The organism is Klebsiella sp. BIGb0407, from assembly GCF_024807845.1.
Classification (GTDB): domain Bacteria; phylum Pseudomonadota; class Gammaproteobacteria; order Enterobacterales; family Enterobacteriaceae; genus JGM124.
Genome location: NZ_JANUEQ010000003.1, coordinates 257,700 through 272,926 on the forward strand (window position 1 = coordinate 257,700; position 15,227 = coordinate 272,926).

The 15,227-nt window shown below is 49.8% G+C and carries 11 protein-coding genes; 5 read left to right on the forward strand and 6 right to left on the reverse strand.

Annotated elements, in window-relative coordinates; translation table 11 throughout:
• Positions 1–31: 31 nt before the first annotated feature.
• Entirely contained in the window at positions 32–889 is an 858-nt protein-coding gene (locus M2387_RS11250) for a helix-turn-helix transcriptional regulator (RefSeq protein ID WP_259049310.1), read from the reverse strand.
• 221 nt (positions 890–1,110) lie between these two features.
• Between M2387_RS11250 and M2387_RS11255 the strand changes: the two genes are divergently transcribed.
• Genes M2387_RS11255 through M2387_RS11270 form a run of 4 tightly spaced genes read left to right on the forward strand, consistent with a single transcriptional unit; the run spans position 1,111 to position 6,112 of the window.
• The gene (locus tag M2387_RS11255; RefSeq protein ID WP_259049313.1) at positions 1,111–2,943 is read left to right on the forward strand and encodes a DUF2264 domain-containing protein; all 1,833 of its coding nucleotides are present in this window, start codon (positions 1,111–1,113) and stop codon (positions 2,941–2,943) included.
• Between the two features lie 43 nt (positions 2,944–2,986).
• Positions 2,987–4,255 carry an oligosaccharide MFS transporter gene (locus tag M2387_RS11260; protein WP_259049315.1) on the forward strand — a complete coding sequence of 423 codons (1,269 nt, stop codon included), beginning with the start codon at positions 2,987–2,989 and terminating at the stop codon, positions 4,253–4,255.
• Between the two features lie 39 nt (positions 4,256–4,294).
• Positions 4,295–5,485 carry a glycoside hydrolase family 88 protein gene (locus M2387_RS11265; protein ID WP_259049317.1) on the forward strand — a complete coding sequence of 397 codons (1,191 nt, stop codon included), beginning with the start codon at positions 4,295–4,297 and terminating at the stop codon, positions 5,483–5,485.
• Between the two features lie 60 nt (positions 5,486–5,545).
• Positions 5,546–6,112 (forward strand): DJ-1/PfpI family protein, encoded by a 567-nt coding sequence (locus tag M2387_RS11270; RefSeq protein ID WP_259049319.1) that lies wholly within the window; start codon positions 5,546–5,548, stop codon positions 6,110–6,112.
• A 91-nt stretch (positions 6,113–6,203) separates the two neighbouring features.
• Here M2387_RS11270 and M2387_RS11275 read toward each other — a convergent pair whose 3' ends face one another.
• The 3 genes from M2387_RS11275 to M2387_RS11285 are packed head-to-tail and all read right to left on the reverse strand — an operon-like array spanning position 6,204 to position 10,111.
• A complete protein-coding gene (locus tag M2387_RS11275; RefSeq protein ID WP_259049321.1) occupies positions 6,204–8,480 on the reverse strand; it encodes a TonB-dependent receptor in 2,277 nt (758 codons plus the stop codon).
• Between the two features lie 21 nt (positions 8,481–8,501).
• Positions 8,502–9,764 carry an MFS transporter gene (locus M2387_RS11280; protein ID WP_310572772.1) on the reverse strand — a complete coding sequence of 421 codons (1,263 nt, stop codon included), beginning with the start codon at positions 9,762–9,764 and terminating at the stop codon, positions 8,502–8,504.
• Complete coding sequence (locus tag M2387_RS11285) at positions 9,728–10,111, reverse strand: hypothetical protein (protein ID WP_259049323.1); 384 nt, start codon at positions 10,109–10,111, stop codon at positions 9,728–9,730. Before M2387_RS11285 ends, M2387_RS11280 begins: the two co-directional genes overlap by 37 nt.
• 146 nt (positions 10,112–10,257) lie before the next feature.
• On the opposite strand from M2387_RS11285, the gene M2387_RS11290 reads away from it, so the two are divergent.
• Positions 10,258–11,214 (forward strand): helix-turn-helix transcriptional regulator, encoded by a 957-nt coding sequence (locus tag M2387_RS11290; RefSeq protein WP_259049324.1) that lies wholly within the window; start codon positions 10,258–10,260, stop codon positions 11,212–11,214.
• A 73-nt stretch (positions 11,215–11,287) separates the two neighbouring features.
• Here M2387_RS11290 and phoA read toward each other — a convergent pair whose 3' ends face one another.
• Positions 11,288–12,703, reverse strand: coding sequence for an alkaline phosphatase (phoA, locus tag M2387_RS11295; protein ID WP_259049326.1), 1,416 nt, complete (start codon positions 12,701–12,703; stop codon positions 11,288–11,290).
• Positions 12,704–12,810: 107 nt separating this feature from the next.
• A complete protein-coding gene (gene pbpC, locus M2387_RS11300) occupies positions 12,811–15,153 on the reverse strand; it encodes a penicillin-binding protein 1C (protein WP_259049329.1) in 2,343 nt (780 codons plus the stop codon).
• Between the last annotated feature and the right edge of the window lie 74 nt (positions 15,154–15,227).

The following is a 15,227-nucleotide window of genomic DNA, read 5'->3' on the forward strand; positions in this document are numbered from 1 at the left end:
TCCGCCTGGATATCTGGCTTTTTGAGAGCCGTTAACCCCTCGCTGACAGGTGCTTGCGATATTGCAGCGGCGATTCCCCAATACCCTTTTTAAACGCCGTAATAAAGTATGTCGTTTCGGCATAGCCAATCTGTCGGGCAATTTCATTTATGGGCAGTGAGGTACGCAGCAACAGTTCACAGGCTTTGCGTAGTCGATAAGTGGTGATGTATTCATTGATTTTTTCCCCTGTCTCACTGTGGAAACGCCGCGAAATATAGCTTTTAGACTTTTGTAAGTCTGCGGCAATATTGTCCAGGCTGATTTTATTCATAAAGTTTTCTTCAACCCACAGCATCACCTGTTCAGACAGCCGGTATTCGTCTTCCGATACTCTGACTTCCGTTGCCGGCAACATAGTGAAAAGTGACATCAGTAAACTGACCACATTTTCCCGGTCTAACTCGTGCCTTTCCCCAAGCTGGTTATAGTGGCTGAACAGGGTATCTAACCAGGAGCTCAAGTTTTCCATCTCCACGACCAGCGCCTGTCCATCACGAACCGTGAGTTGCAAAAGCAGGTGATGGTGACGAGGAAAGGAGGTCAGCAGGGGCAATATGACATTGTGATCGACATGAATAATGGTGCGACGATAAACGCTGGCAGCCTGCTCCTCTACCATGATTTTATGCAGCGTAAAGGGTGGGAAAAAAAAGAGCCGACCCGGACGCAGCGTGTAATGGCGATGATTCGTCATCACCACACCATATCCTGCCTCGATATATAAGATTTCAAGACACTGGTGCCAGTGATGGTAGCGAATGGCATTCGCATTGAGCCGACTGAAAGAAACGATTCTGTCTTTAAGCGCAATTAACTCGAGTTTATCGGGCCCATCGGTAGTCATCATAGTGCAATATTTTTAAATTTTTTGAGGATTAAACACATTAATAAAACGTTTTTTTAAATTTTCAAGAACGGCATATCGAAACCATGCTGTATCTGTGATGACGATAACATTTTAACCTCCTCCCCCTCTTTATCCTCTGTGCATCGACTCATGCCACTTTTCGGCTCGAATCCTGATTCCTGAAGCCGGAAAAATAACGAGTAAATGTAAGAGGCCACACTATGGATAGCGGAAATATAAAGTTAAATAGTTTGTCTACACGACACGACGTTATTCAGTATTTATCCACCTTGTTAAAGCCGCTGGATGCCCATTTCTCAGCAAGTGAGGCAGGTTTTCACTTAGGGGATACTTCTGCCCATTACGGAGCAGATATTGCACGTATGGAAGGACTTTCACGCGCTCTTTGGGGTGTTTTCCCCCTCATGATGAGTGGAGAAGATAGGGAGATAAGTCCCCGTTATATTGAAGCCATCAAACGCGGAACTGACCCTGCTTCTTCTCAGTACTGGGGAGCTACGGGACCTTACGATCAGCGTCTGGTTGAAATGGCTGTTTATGGGCTGGGACTCGCTCTGCTGCAAGATAAGCTGACGAAGGCGTTCACTTCACAAGAGCTATCCAATCTGTTTGACTGGCTTAGCCAAATCTCCTCTTCGGTCATGCCAGACAGTAACTGGAACTATTTCGCCATCATGGTACAGCTGGGCTTTAAACGTGCCGGTTTACCCTGGGATAAACAGGCTATCGAGTCTCGTTTTAACCTGATGGAAGCCTATTATCTTGGTGGAGGATGGTATTCCGACGGACCAGGGCGCCCGCGTGACTATTATATTTCCATGGCATTCCATTTTTATGGCCTGATCTATGCCGCGCTGAATCAGCATGATGACCCTGAACGCGCAGAAGAACTTCGCCAGCGAGCCCGCCTTTTTGCTCAGGATTTTGTCTATATGTCCGCGCAAGACGGGGCCTCTATTCCTTTTGGCCGCAGCCTGACTTACCGATTTGCGACCGTTGCATTCTGGAGTGCAGTGGCTTTCTCTCAGCTTGATGTGCTCACCCCTGGACAGGTGAAAGGCATTATTCTGCGTAACCTGCGCTGGTGGCAAAGTAAGCCCTTTATCGACAGGGATGGCATTATGACCCTCGGTTATACATACCCTAATCTGGCCTTCTGCGAGGACTATAACTCTCCGGGCTCTCCCTACTGGGCATTAAAAACCTTTCTGATTGTGGCTATTCCCGAGGACGATATCTTCTGGACCTGCTCTGAAGAAGAGCTACCGTTGCTCAATGAACATCACGCGATCCCACAGGCGTCACAGCTTGTTGTTCATCCTCAAGAGAGTAGTCACGTTTATCTGCTGACATCGGGCCAGCTAGAGCTGAATAACTACGTCAACACCGAGTCGAAATACACCAAGTTTGCCTATTCATCACTGTTTGGGTTCACTTTTGAACGCGGGCGTTATGGCATCAAGCATGCGGCCTGTGATTCGATGTTATTGCTGTGCGAAGAAGATGATTACTGGCGCGGTCGGCGGGATTGTGAAGAGGTACGCGTCGATGCGGATATGATTTGGTCGCGATGGTCGCCCTGGAAAGATGTGCATATTGATACCTGGCTGGTCGCCTGCGGCGAATGGCACCTTCGCGTCCACCGTATCGACAGCGCTCGGCGTCTCAAAACGGTAGAGGGCGGATTTGCTATAAGCAATCAGCATCTGGAAACCAGCCCGATGGAACGGCAGGAAAGTGTCGTCTCTTCCGACAACGGCATCAGTGCGATCCGTGATTTATCGCTCTTTATTACCCGTGCATCAGGCCATGTGGTAACGCCGCCGAATAGCAGCATCATGTTTGCGGAATGTGCCGTAATTCCCACTTTAAGCGGATTAATTTCTCCGGGAATAAATTGGTTGATGAGTGCGGTCGCGGCCAGTGATAAAAGACACCAAATATTGAGTCCTGCACCACAACTGACGCTACATGGAAATCAGTTATTCATTCATTATTTAAACAAGAGTAAAGCTTTGCCTGTCAATATCTGAATAAAAACTTAATTAAAAAATATAAATAACCATTGGGGTTGTTATGAAAAATATAACATCTGAAAATCGATCTGAGTATTATAAAATAAGTACATTTATTTTTATGTATTTCTTTACCTGGTCAGCCAGCATTGGCTTATTAGCGATATGGCTAGGGCAAAAAACACAACTCAGCGGAGCTGTAATTGGAACCGTTTTTGCCGTGAACGGTATTTTCTCCGTTATTCTGAAACCTATTTATGGCTATATATTAGATAAGATCGGGATGAGTAAATATCTACTCTACTTTGTCGTTGCTATGTCGGCATTAATGGCACCATTTTTTATTTATGTTTATCAGCCGCTGCTGCTCTCTAATACTTTATTGGGCATTATTGTTGGCGCTATTTATTTAAGCTTTGCCTGGTATGCTGGCGTCGCCGCCTGTGAGTCCTATACCGATCGCTATAGTCGTCTGAACGGTATGGAGTTTGGCCAAATAAGAATGTGGGGGTCGCTGGGCTGGGCCGTTGCGTCCTCATTCTCAGGTATTCTCTTTAATTTATCCCCCTCTTATAACTTCATTTTAGGCAGCGTGATCTCGGTGCTGATGCTCTTTGTCCTGCTGAGCCTGAAAGTGAATTCAGGGACAGCCCACGCCAGCGAAGTCATTTCTAAAGAGAAAATTGTTCTGGCAGATGTCTATGCCTTAATAAAAGGCCGAAAATTTTGGGCATTCAGCCTGTACATCGCCGGCGTCGCCTGGATGATGTTTATCGCTGAACAGCAGTTCTCCCGCTATTTTGTGACCTTTTTTGACGATGTCCATCAGGGGAATGCGGTCTTTGGTTATCTCGGCACGGTGCAGTCGGGAATGGAATTCCTCATGTATATGATTATTCCTGCCTTTGTTAACTATATCGGTGCCAAAAAAGGACTCTTAATTGTCGGGCTGGTTGTCGGGGCGCGGCTGATTATCTCAGGGTTATGCGACTCACATCTGCTTATTTCGGTACTTAAACCGCTTTATGGCTTAGAAATCTGTTTGCTGCTGGTCTCCGTTTTCAAATATATCGCTGAACATTTTGATAAGCGCGTCAATGCGACCATGTACTTGCTGGGATATCAGGCGATGCTGTATGTCGGGAACGTGGTGGTCTCTGCCCCCGCAGGCCAGCTGTACGACAAAATTGGTTTTGAAAACACCTACATCATCATGGGATGTATTGCGCTGATATTTACCGCGATCTCCTCCCTGACGCTCTCAGCCTGCCGAACTAATCGTACTCAGGTAACGACACCGTTAAATTCACCTGAAGTTGAAAAAAGTTAATTTCTGGCTTTATGAGACCAGATGCAAAGGAGTCAATCTATGCTACGCCAAATCGTGAAAGAGCCATTATCTAACCCGCATGCTACTAGCGAAGAAAATCTCGCATTTTTGCAGCAGCTCCAGAGTGCCCGGGAACAAGTACTGGGGTTAATTAGCCGTAATTTGTCTGACTTTGGCGAAAAATTCCCGGCGGAAACCTGTGTCGAAGGCTATTACCCACTCACCGAAAACGTGGAGTGGACCACCAGCTTCTGGACTGGTCAACTGTGGCTTGCCTGGGAAATGAGTGGCGAGGCAAAATTTCGTGCCCTGGCTGAAAAAAATGTCCGTTCCTTTGGCTTACGTATCGCTGCTCGTGAGGATACCAACACCCACGATCTCGGTTTTCTTTACACCCTTTCCTGCGTAGCGGACTGGCGTCTGACGGGAAATAAAGAAGCGAGAGGCTTTGCACTTTTAGCCGCCGAGGCACTGCTTGAGCGGTTTCATGAAAAGGCTAAAATTATTCAAGCCTGGGGCGACTTATCCGATCCTGAACAAGCGGGAAGAATGATAATCGACTGTAATATGAATCTTCCTCTACTGTACTGGGCGAGTGAACAAACCGGAGATGCTCGGTTTGCCACAGCGGCTTATCAGCATGCGCTTCAGGCTGCCCGCTATTTGGTTCGCGATGATGCTTCGACCTATCACACCTACTATATGGATATTAAAACCGGAGAGCCGCGCTTCGGTAGCACGCAACAGGGCTATTCAGATGACTCCTGCTGGTCTCGCGGGCAGGCCTGGGGAATATACGGTTTTACGCTGAGTTTTCTCTATACCGGAAACAGAGAGTTTCTCGAACTGTCCAAACGTTTAGCAAACTATTTTCTGAATCGATTACCCGAAGACAAGGTGTGTCACTGGGATCTTGCTCTGCTGGGAACCGATGCCCTGCGTGACTCTTCCGCGGCAGCCATTGCGGTATGCGGCCTGCTGGAGCTTTGTAAGCACCTGCCTGTTATCGATCCTGACCGGGCAAACTATTTAGCCGCCGCCCGCGCTATTATGTCATCACTCAGCCAGAGCTATTTATCGAAAATCGATGAGCCGGGTAATGGACTGCTCAAACATTCGGTTTATCATTTAGCCAGTAATAAAGGGGTCGATGAGGCGGCCAGTTGGGGAGACTATTTTTACGTTGAAGCTTTAGTGCGTTTAACGCAAAGCTGGAAATTGTACTGGTAAAGAAAGCGATATAAGAAGCCCGGATAACTTAAAGTATGACCAATATATTAGGGGATTTTTATGAAAGCGGCTCTACTTATTTCAGATGGCTTTGAAGATGCCGAAGCTATCATTGTGTATGATATTTTAAAAAGAATGAAAATCGATACAGATATTATTTCCTGCTCAGGGAGTCCGTCTCTTAACGGATATTTTTCATTATCTGTTATAGCTGGGAAAATATTTAATGATGTTATAGATGCACATTATGATGCTGTCATCATTCCCGGGGGGCCTGCGTCAACCTTATCCATGTCTCAAAATAAAGGTGTTATTGATTTTTTGAAAAGACATGACTTATCAGGCGCCTGGATATGTGGCCTTTGCTCTGCTCCCGCCAGAGTTTTAGGCGCAAACGGATTACTGAAAAATAGAAAATATACCTGTTCAGGAGAGCTCTGGCGTGACTGCCAGGACGGCCATTATACCGGGGAAAGCGTTGTCGTTGATGGCAATTTAATCACCGGCAAAGGGCTTGGCGTCTCATTCGATTTTGCTTTTACGGTTGCTGAAAAAATGCTGGGCGACTCTGATTCGGTTTCCCGGCAGGCTGAGCACATTTATTACCCTCTGAGCAGTACATATTAATGAACGACCTGGGGAGTCTGGCATCAAGCGCATAGCTGTAGATTCAATCTGCCAGTGCCTTAATACCTGACTCCCCTGCGGTTATGCTTTCTCAGTAATCAATGCTGTAAGTCAGCGCAAAAGTCCGCCCCTGCGCTTTTAGGCTGGAGAGCTTGCCATAGGTGGCTTCAGCCTGCTGGCTGTACACCGTCTTGTAATCACGGTTTGCCAGATTATAGACACCGAACCCCACTTTTCCACCCAGCAACGGCGCATGGGCGAGCAAATCGATGACGGTATAACCCTGGATATTCGCAGCCGGTGTTGCACGGATACTTGAGCTGGTGGTCGCGGATAAAGCGTCATTATAAGCCCTGTCGGTGCCACCAATCGTCAGGGATTGCAGGCGAACACCGTATCCATTGGAAAACTCCCAGTCGCTGAATAGCGTGGCTTTTAGCGGTGCAACGCGGAATGCGCTCAGTTCATTCCATTTTCCTGCGGCGTCTTTATATTCGCCCCGCGTATAGGCGAGTGTACCCCCAATATTCCAGCCTTCGACCAGCAGGTATTGCAGGTTACCTTCCATCCCCCAGATGCGCTCGTCGGTGTCAGCCACGGATACGCTGTAATCGCGGTTAAACTGCACGACTTTATCTGATGTATTATAAAAAGCAGTCACGCCCGCGCTCAGACCACTATTATCCCGCATACGCCAGCCGAGTTCATAGTTGTTGACCTTAATGGGATCGATGTTATTGCCATTAATGGTGAAAGTTGGCGGCACGTCACGCAACATACGCTGGGTATCGGGAAGACTGAAACCTTGAGAGAAGTTGGTGAACACCTGCTGAGCATCCGTCAACTGGTACAACAGCCCCAGATTATACAGCGTCTCACTGTGTCTGACCCGGCCACCGCCCAGTTGCTGTGCCTGGTAGCCCGGAACATTATTCGCCACAATCGCTTCGCTGTAAGGCGTTGAAGAGGATACCTTATTACGAATGATTTCATGACGTACACCGGACTGCAGGCTCAAACGCTGAGTCAGCGCATAGTCAGACTGTAAAAACAGCCCGGTCTTTTCCACCGTGACGTCCGGCCCCATGGCATAACGGCTGTCGGTCTGGTAATTCAAACCGTTACTGGCCATAAAAGCGTTCAGGTTATAGCCTGTCCCACTCTGGCTGTCTTTCTCCTGTTCATAGTCAAGACCGTAGGTTAACTGTAAATTGCGCTCTGCAAGACTGAAGTCTTTTTGTAGTGCAGTGCGTAAGCCCCAGACATCAATATCGGTATTGGACTGCATCACCGCATAAGTATAGCCCCCGGGTAACGATGAGTGCGGGACAACGGCAACGGACGGGAACCAGCGCGATTTTTCCTTACGGTAATAGGCTTCCGCCGTCAGCTGCTGGCCGCCAAAAAGATCCTTATTCTGGTACTGCGTATTGACCCCGTAATGTCGGGTGCGCGGCTGCTCATCAAGCTGCAGCCCTTTAATTGCCTTGAGGCTGGGCTGATGAGTCGCGGGAGCAAGCAGAGCAGCCAGTCCAGGTCCGTAATCCGGGCCATAGTCGCTGTCCTGTTTATCATCATAAAATCTGAATGCCCCGCTCAACTGCTGGTTATCATCGATATACCAGTTAAGTCGGCTATTGAAATCAAGGCTGGTGGTATCCTGACGATCGGTCTGGGCGATTTCCGGGCCTATCCTGTCACCGTGCGTATCACGTATATCGCCCTGTTTTGAATAGCTGAGTCCGGCAAAGCCGCTCAGGTTGTCCTGATGGAAAGAAGCGGTTTGCGTTCCGGTCCAGGCCATGCCCGATGAAGAGGGTTTATTAGGACTGGTCAGCCCAAGCTGGGTGCTGAAAGCAGAGGCTTCATCCTCAGCATTACGGGTAATGATATTAATGATTCCCCCCGTCGCACCTGAACCGTAAAGGCTGCTCGCACCGGAGACCACTTCAACACGCTCAATCATCGCTGGAGCAATACTGTTTAATTGTCTTGAACCATCTCTAGAGCCGGTCAACGGAACGCCATCAAGCATAATTTGCACCGTGCGCCCGCGCATGGTCATCCCATAATTGCTGGTGGTTCCTGAAGCCGGAGCTAAACCGGGAACCAACTGACCGAGAATATCCGCAGTGGATCTCCCCGCAGAGACTTGTTGGGCGATATCCTGGTGCTCAATGCTGTAAACCGTTCCGGCAATATCAGCAATACTCTTTGCTGAACGAGCGGCTGTGACCGTCATAGTATCAGTTTCCAGCACCTGGCCACTGGCTTGAGGTGCTGTAGCCGTATCGGTCTGCGCGTAAACCTGAGCACTGACCGCCAGACTCAAGAATGTTATCCGAACCGGTGTCGAAAGATACCGCATAGTGTCTCCTGTAAAACGGGATTAAGGTTGAATGGCGTTAGCCAAATGTTTTCTTATAATCGGGCGGCATAGCAGAATACTGAGCAGCGACATCACGCCAAGCAGCAGGTAATAGGCCCCATAGCCGAGCTTGGCTGCGAGAAAGCCAGAAAATGAACCACCGATAAAAAACACCAGCAGTTCGACACAGACCAGAACGGTAAAATCAGTGCCCGCCTGCTGGCGGGAACACAGACGCATAAACAGCGCATAAAGGCTGGTCATTGCCATATAGCGGACTGCCAGCATGACGATGACCAGAGTGCCAAGCCAGAATCCTGAAGCATTGATCAAGCCGCTGAAAAACAGAGCAGCGATCAGGAGATAGATACCGCTGCGCAGCCATCCTGCCTGGATTAGCAGGGCTTCGGCGGAGTAACGTTTAAGTGCCTTCGCGGTGGTGATAGCGGCCAGCAGCCCGGCCCCGGCTCCTGCTACCGACATCAGCAAGCCTATCTGCGGTAGCGACCACTGCTGATCAACCAGTAAGGGGGTAATCATCGCCATCGCGGGCGCCTCAACCAGCCGGTAGAGCAAAATCAGTAACAGAGCCCAAAGCATTTCACGCCGTTTGAACGTGCGGACGAAACTGGGACGTTCGGATGTGAGAGAGGCTTGTGGGCGATCGTTTACCTGGCTGACAGCAAACAGGGTTAACGCGCTTAATATCGCCAGGGACAGCAAGGCGCTGTACCAGCCGTAAAGCTGATAAACGAATAGCATTCCGGCGCCGCCAATCATGCTGCCCAGCGCGACGCCCACGCTCTGTGCCATGCTACCAAGGCGATGATCGGCTGGCGTCAGCGACTCAACCGTGTAGCCGTCAATGGCGATATCCTGGGTTGCGGCAAAGGTAGAAATCCATAAGCCAATCAGCACAAAAGGCAACAGACCATAATCCAGCCCGGTCAATGCCAGTGCCAGCACGCCTGCCACCAGCGCTATCTGCGTCAGCCATAGCCAGGTACGACGGCGTCCAAGAGCCGGAAAATAGTAGCGCTCGGTCAGCGGTGCCCAGAGAAATTTACAGGCCCATGGCAGATACAGCAGGGAAAGCATGCCTATCCAGCGTAGATCGACGCCCTGAGTACGTAAAATAGCCGGCAAGGCAACATTATAAAAATAAAGCGGCAGCGCATGGGCCAGGTAGAGCGTCACAATAACGGCAAGCCCCAAACGACTGACCGACGCAAGTTCCGGAGTATGTTTCATGGTGTTACGTCCGCCAGGCGTGCAGCGATCCATAAATAGCCCTGCTGCCTTTCCCGGGTCACGAAATAGGGTATGCCCCAGCTTCGATGTAATGCCGGAACATCCAGCCGCGCCTGTTCGGCGTCATTACCCGCGATACGAACCAGGCCACGGCAATAGATCTGAAAAGCCGGTTTATGATCCCGGTACCAGAACGCCTGAATATTCCGATAATCACGGTCAAATGTGGTGTTTTCCTGGGTGCTGGAGATAAAAAAGAACGGTTGCTGGCGCTCAATCAGATCTCCGATATGAGCCAGCCATTCACGTATTTCTCCAGCGCTGACGTGATTCTGAAATACAGCTTCGACCAGCGCGGTCTGCCTAATACGTAAAACCATGGTTGTTTCCCCAAAATGAAAATGTCGCAGATCTTAGACAGGCATGTATTGTTATGTTACAAATGAGAATACTTCTAATTAACATTGTCTGCTTAGGCTAAAAAAAGAAAAAATTAGCCGCGACGATATTTATTCCGGTACGTTCAATGCGTGTATTGACCTTAGGTCAACTAGATAAAGCGACCCGAGATCTGGGCGGTAAATTGCGTTTTCGCCATGAACTGTCGGCCGAACAGCCTGTCCTGGCGGGATGGCAGCGGGTTTTGAACTTGGATAATGGGCTGGTGCTCTATCTGAGCCAGAGTGAAGATCTCATCGATGCCTGTAGCCAGAACCTGTTATCACCGGGGATTACCGCTTCATTTCTGGTGCAGGGGCAAGCCGCTGTCGATATCGCAGGCCAGCGTTTGTGCTTTGATACCTGCAGTGGCCGGCAACGAGCCATGCTGATAAACCTGACAGATAGCGATCAGTTTCAGCGTCACTGGCAAACCGGCAGGCGGGAAACCAAGATAAGCCTGAGTTTCAGTCCGGCCTGGTTCGAACAGTTTTCTGACGACTACGGTCTGTGCAGTGACAAATTATTGCAGTTCAGACGCGCACACTGGCAAAGTCTTTTCTGGCAGCCTTCACCCGATATCCTGCAACGCGGTTCCCGCCTGGCGGTTGAGCATACTTCCTCTGTTTCACTGGTACAGCGCTTGCAATACGAAAGTTTTGCGCTGGATATGGCAGCAGACATTTTACGCAGTATTGAGGAGGCATCGCCCCGGCAAAAACGCTTTGGTGCGCACCTTGAAAGCTGCCTGGCGCGCCTGAAAGACTGGCTGGATAGTGGCGAAGCAGATGGCCTGAGTATTCGACAAATGGCGAAAGCGCTGGCGACCAACCCGGTTGATTTACAGAATGGTTTTCGTATTCGCAACGGCATCACCATCGCCGCCTATCTGCGTAAAAATCGGCTGGAACAGGCGTTTCAGGCCCTCCGCCAGTATGATTTATCTGTTGAGGAGGCTGCAGCGATGGCGGGCTATGAACACGTTAGCAGCTTCAGCGCGGCATTCAGGAAAATGTATGGTTTCCCGCCCTCGCAGGCGAGGTAAACAGGACAGTAAAAAATGCCCCGGCTCTCACGAACAGGGGCATTTTTGCTTTGTATCACTAAGTATCAACAGATTATTTCAGGCCCATCGCAGACTTCATGGTGAAAAACAGGTCTGTCTGATCGGTTAAACCCACTACATTACCCGCATAAGGGCCGTAGGCGGCAATACGTAATTGCGAGCCGGTGTGTTCCTGAGACTCCTCTTCTGAGTTACCGTAGCTGATGACCATCACGGCACCGTCTTTAGTATTCAGAGCCTGAGTCAGACCCGGCGCTTTGGTATCTGGCGCAACAACCTGGCTTGAATGAGCATGATCGGCGGTAACGACCACCAGTGTGTTGCCATCTTTACGGGCAAATTCTAACGCTTTCTGAACGGCTTCATCTAAATCGACCGTTTCACCAATCTGTCCGCATGGGTTAGCAGCATGGTCTTGCTTATCAATAGAGGCCCCTTCAACCTGCAGGAAGAATCCATTTTCGTTACCCTTGAGCAAATCAATCGCTTTTTCAGTCATCACAGCCAGCGTTGGTACGGTTTCATCACGTTTTGGATTAACAGTACAGGTGACCGCTGGCTTATCGATATTACCGTGATAAGTCGCTTTAGGACCTTCCCAGCGCACAGGCATATTTCCTTCAGAGAACATGCCAATCAGCGGTTTTTTCTGGTTTGCTTCAGTCACTTTTGCCAGTTCGCTGGCGTTAGCGACCCACTGGTAACCACGTAAATCAGCCTGCTCACGCAGCGTTTTCCCCTGCCATTCACCGGCTTTAGCGGTTTCTTTAAAGGTTTTGGCTCCCCCACCGAGGGTTACATCGGCGCGGGTATTCAAGAGTTGCTCAGAAATAGAACCTTTGCCGCCGTTTTCTAGCGCATTGGTCGCGCATTTTTCACTGGTCATCGTTGGGCCATAACATTTACGTCCCGTGACATGAGAAACCAGCGCGGCTGGCGTGGCATCCTGTATTTCAGCGGTAGAGACGTTACCCGTCGCCTTTCCTGCCGCTTTAGCGAGCTCCAGGATGGTCACATGGTCTTTACCATTTACATCAACGCCCAGAGCACCATTATAAGTTTTAACGCCAGTACTCCACGCCGTAGCAGAAGCCGCAGAATCCGTCACATAATCGGGTTTATGCGTTTTTTTATCCAGGGAATAATGCGTGTATTGCCCGGTCAGAGGCAGGGCATCAATACCGCGGAAATAGCCGCCTGCACCTTCAGCATAATTACGTGCAGCGGTGATTTCAGAATCCCCCATGCCATCACCGATCAGCAGAATAATATTTTTGGCTGTTTTATTACTTAATGAGGCACGTAAAGCTTCAGTACGATCGTCCGTAATACGCCGGGCACCACCAACTTGAGTAATATCTCCTTGAGCTGCACGATTTTCCAGAGGAGGAAAATTTTCTTGCGCATAAGAAGAAGGAGCACACATCAAAACTGGCAGCATAGCGACGATAAGAGCACTTGGTTTCACGTTGTTTCTCCGTAAAGTTTTGTAAGTAAAACGGAGGGAGTATAAAAAGGATAAGTTACAGTTCTATGACCGAGCGTTGTTGAATAAATCTGAATCAGAAAGACTATTCAATTCACAATCTGGATCCTGACTAACCGGCTATCAGCCCTGCCACGGTCGTCAACGGCGCGGATACGGTACTGCCCGTTGTTATTTGGGCGCCAGTCGATAACGGATTTGCTGGCAGAGCTGCCGAGATAGATATCGTCCACAAACCAGTAAACGGTTTTACTGTCCGCATCCGTTATGGCATTGAACGAAATTTTGTCACGCCCTTGCTGGGATTGCCGCAGAGTGTAGACCGTATTTCTAAGGGGTGAGGTGATGCGTGGAGGATTACCACTCATCTCTATACCGCTATCGGCGCACTGGCTCACCGGAGGCTTACGTTTTGGCAAGCCGGCCTGAGCGAAAACATTGGCCAGGTCAGATGGCCAGAACTCAAAGACTTCTATTCGGGTTTCATTTTCTTCATAAGGAGAGCACGCGACTTCCCCAGTGTTATTATCCAGTCGTACCGGGCGATAAACGGTATCCACTTTGATGGGCGATTTTCCGGGAATAAACCAGGTTTTGCCTTTTTGCTGGCACCAGGGCGTCGGTAAATCACCGCTGGCGAGGCAGATCTCTTCACGCTTTAATTGTTTCGGAAACGGATGTCGGGGTTCCTGTAATCCGGGATAACTGGCAATAATACTGTCTATAATATTAAAAAATAACGGCGCAGCGGCCTCGGCGCCGACCAGGGCATTATTCCCTTTACCGTCGAAATTACCCTCCCAGACTACCAGTACATAAGGCCCGAAGATCCCCACGCTCCAGGCATCACGAAATCCCCAGGATGTGCCCGTTTTCCAGTATACCGGCAAAGATGAAGAGCGCTGGGCCAGCGTATCGCCAGGCCGACGGTGCTGGCGTAACATATCCAGCGTAATAAAACTGGCCTCCTCGCTCAGTAATCTGACCGGCGCTTCAGGGGCTAAATCATTTTTTTTCATTCGCAGTGGCTGCAGCACGCCTCGGTTCGCCAGCAGCGCATAGAGCTTTGCCAGCTCCTGCATGGTAATTTCACCGCCCCCCAGTACCAGCGACAAACCGTAGTGATTTTCACTGGACATCTCAGCGACACCCGACAACCGCAGGAATTGATAGAAGGTTGGCTGCCTTAGCTGCGAGGCAATATAGACGGCAGGAATATTACGACTGAAGTTCAGCGCATCGGTTGCCGTTACCGGCCCGAGAAAGCGGCGGTCAAAATTCTCCGGTGCATAGGCTCCAAAAGCGGAGGGGACATCTCTCAGCACGGTCATCGGGTGCAGAACCCCCTGCTCCATCCCCAGGGCGTATATAAAGGGTTTCAGTGCCGACCCGGGCGATCGTTTGGCATTAGTGCCATTTACCTGGCCTTGAATGGTACGGTTATAATAGTCCGCAGAACCGACCAGCGACCGCACGCCCATATCACGGGTATCCACCAGTAAAACGGCAGCATTCTTAATACCCCTGCTGTTATTCCGGGTGATAAAGGCGTTAACCTGACGCTCAATTAAACGCTGGAGACGGGCATCCAGCGTAGTATCAGTGCGGTTCTGAGTCTGAACCAGTTGCCGGGTTTGCTGCCGAAGCTGTTCAATAAAGTGTGGCGCAATATAAGGCATTTGCTCAGGCTGGCGCAGAACCAGCGGTAAACTGAACAAGGCTGTCTGGCTGCTATCAGTGGGAGTGTATTTCTGCCAGCGCGCGAATAGCCTGTTACGCGCCTGCACCAGCTTCACGCCCGGCTCGCCGGTTTTGGCACTCATCCGGTAGCTGGGGGATTGCGGCAGTACCGCAAGCGTCAGCGCTTCTGGCAGCGTCAAATCCTGGGATGATTTATTAAAATAAATCAGGCTGGCGGCGCCAATACTTTCAATATTGCGGCCAAAAGGGGCGTAATTCAGATAGGCTTCGAGAATATCGTGCTTGGAATAACTCAGCTCCAGCTGTATCGCGCGTAAAATCTGCATAACTTTACCCGAAGGTGTGCGGGTATTGAGGTGCCAGTGCATCCGGGCAAGCTGCATGGCGATAGTCGACCCTCCCTGCATCGTTCCTCCCATCACATAGCTCTGCCAGAAACCGCGCATCAGGCTGAATGGATTAAATCCAGGATTGAAGTAAAACCAGCGATCTTCGTGCAGTAATAAACCTTTTATCACCAGAGGCGATATCTCTTCAAGGGGTGTCCACAGGCGATAGCGATCGTCATTTGCCAGCGTAATGCGCATTAAAACGCCCTGCTGGTCATAATAGACTGAGGAGAAAGGCTGCCCCTCAGAGAGGGGCGGATGAGGCCACAGACGGCAACCAAGCACCAGGAGTGCCAGTAAAAATATCGCCATGGCGATATTCTGTAGTAACCGTCTGGCCATTTTAAAAGACCGGGGGAAAATGTTCATCTTACTACTCAGCGTAGTTACGCCCCGCTAACATCACGGGGCGTCGT

What these genes read in the sequence shown, in the direction of transcription:
- M2387_RS11250 (WP_259049310.1), bottom strand. Translation starts at nt 889, where the DNA reads ATGATGACTACCGATGGGCCCGATAAACTCGAGTTAATTGCGCTTAAA.
- M2387_RS11255 (WP_259049313.1), top strand. Translation starts at nt 1,111, where the DNA reads ATGGATAGCGGAAATATAAAGTTAAATAGTTTGTCTACACGACACGAC.
- M2387_RS11260 (WP_259049315.1), top strand. Translation starts at nt 2,987, where the DNA reads ATGAAAAATATAACATCTGAAAATCGATCTGAGTATTATAAAATAAGT.
- M2387_RS11265 (WP_259049317.1), top strand. Translation starts at nt 4,295, where the DNA reads ATGCTACGCCAAATCGTGAAAGAGCCATTATCTAACCCGCATGCTACT.
- M2387_RS11270 (WP_259049319.1), top strand. Translation starts at nt 5,546, where the DNA reads ATGAAAGCGGCTCTACTTATTTCAGATGGCTTTGAAGATGCCGAAGCT.
- M2387_RS11275 (WP_259049321.1), bottom strand. Translation starts at nt 8,480, where the DNA reads ATGCGGTATCTTTCGACACCGGTTCGGATAACATTCTTGAGTCTGGCG.
- M2387_RS11280 (WP_310572772.1), bottom strand. Translation starts at nt 9,764, where the DNA reads ATGGATCGCTGCACGCCTGGCGGACGTAACACCATGAAACATACTCCG.
- M2387_RS11285 (WP_259049323.1), bottom strand. Translation starts at nt 10,111, where the DNA reads ATGGTTTTACGTATTAGGCAGACCGCGCTGGTCGAAGCTGTATTTCAG.
- M2387_RS11290 (WP_259049324.1), top strand. Translation starts at nt 10,258, where the DNA reads ATGCGTGTATTGACCTTAGGTCAACTAGATAAAGCGACCCGAGATCTG.
- pbpC (WP_259049329.1), bottom strand. Translation starts at nt 15,153, where the DNA reads ATGGCCAGACGGTTACTACAGAATATCGCCATGGCGATATTTTTACTG.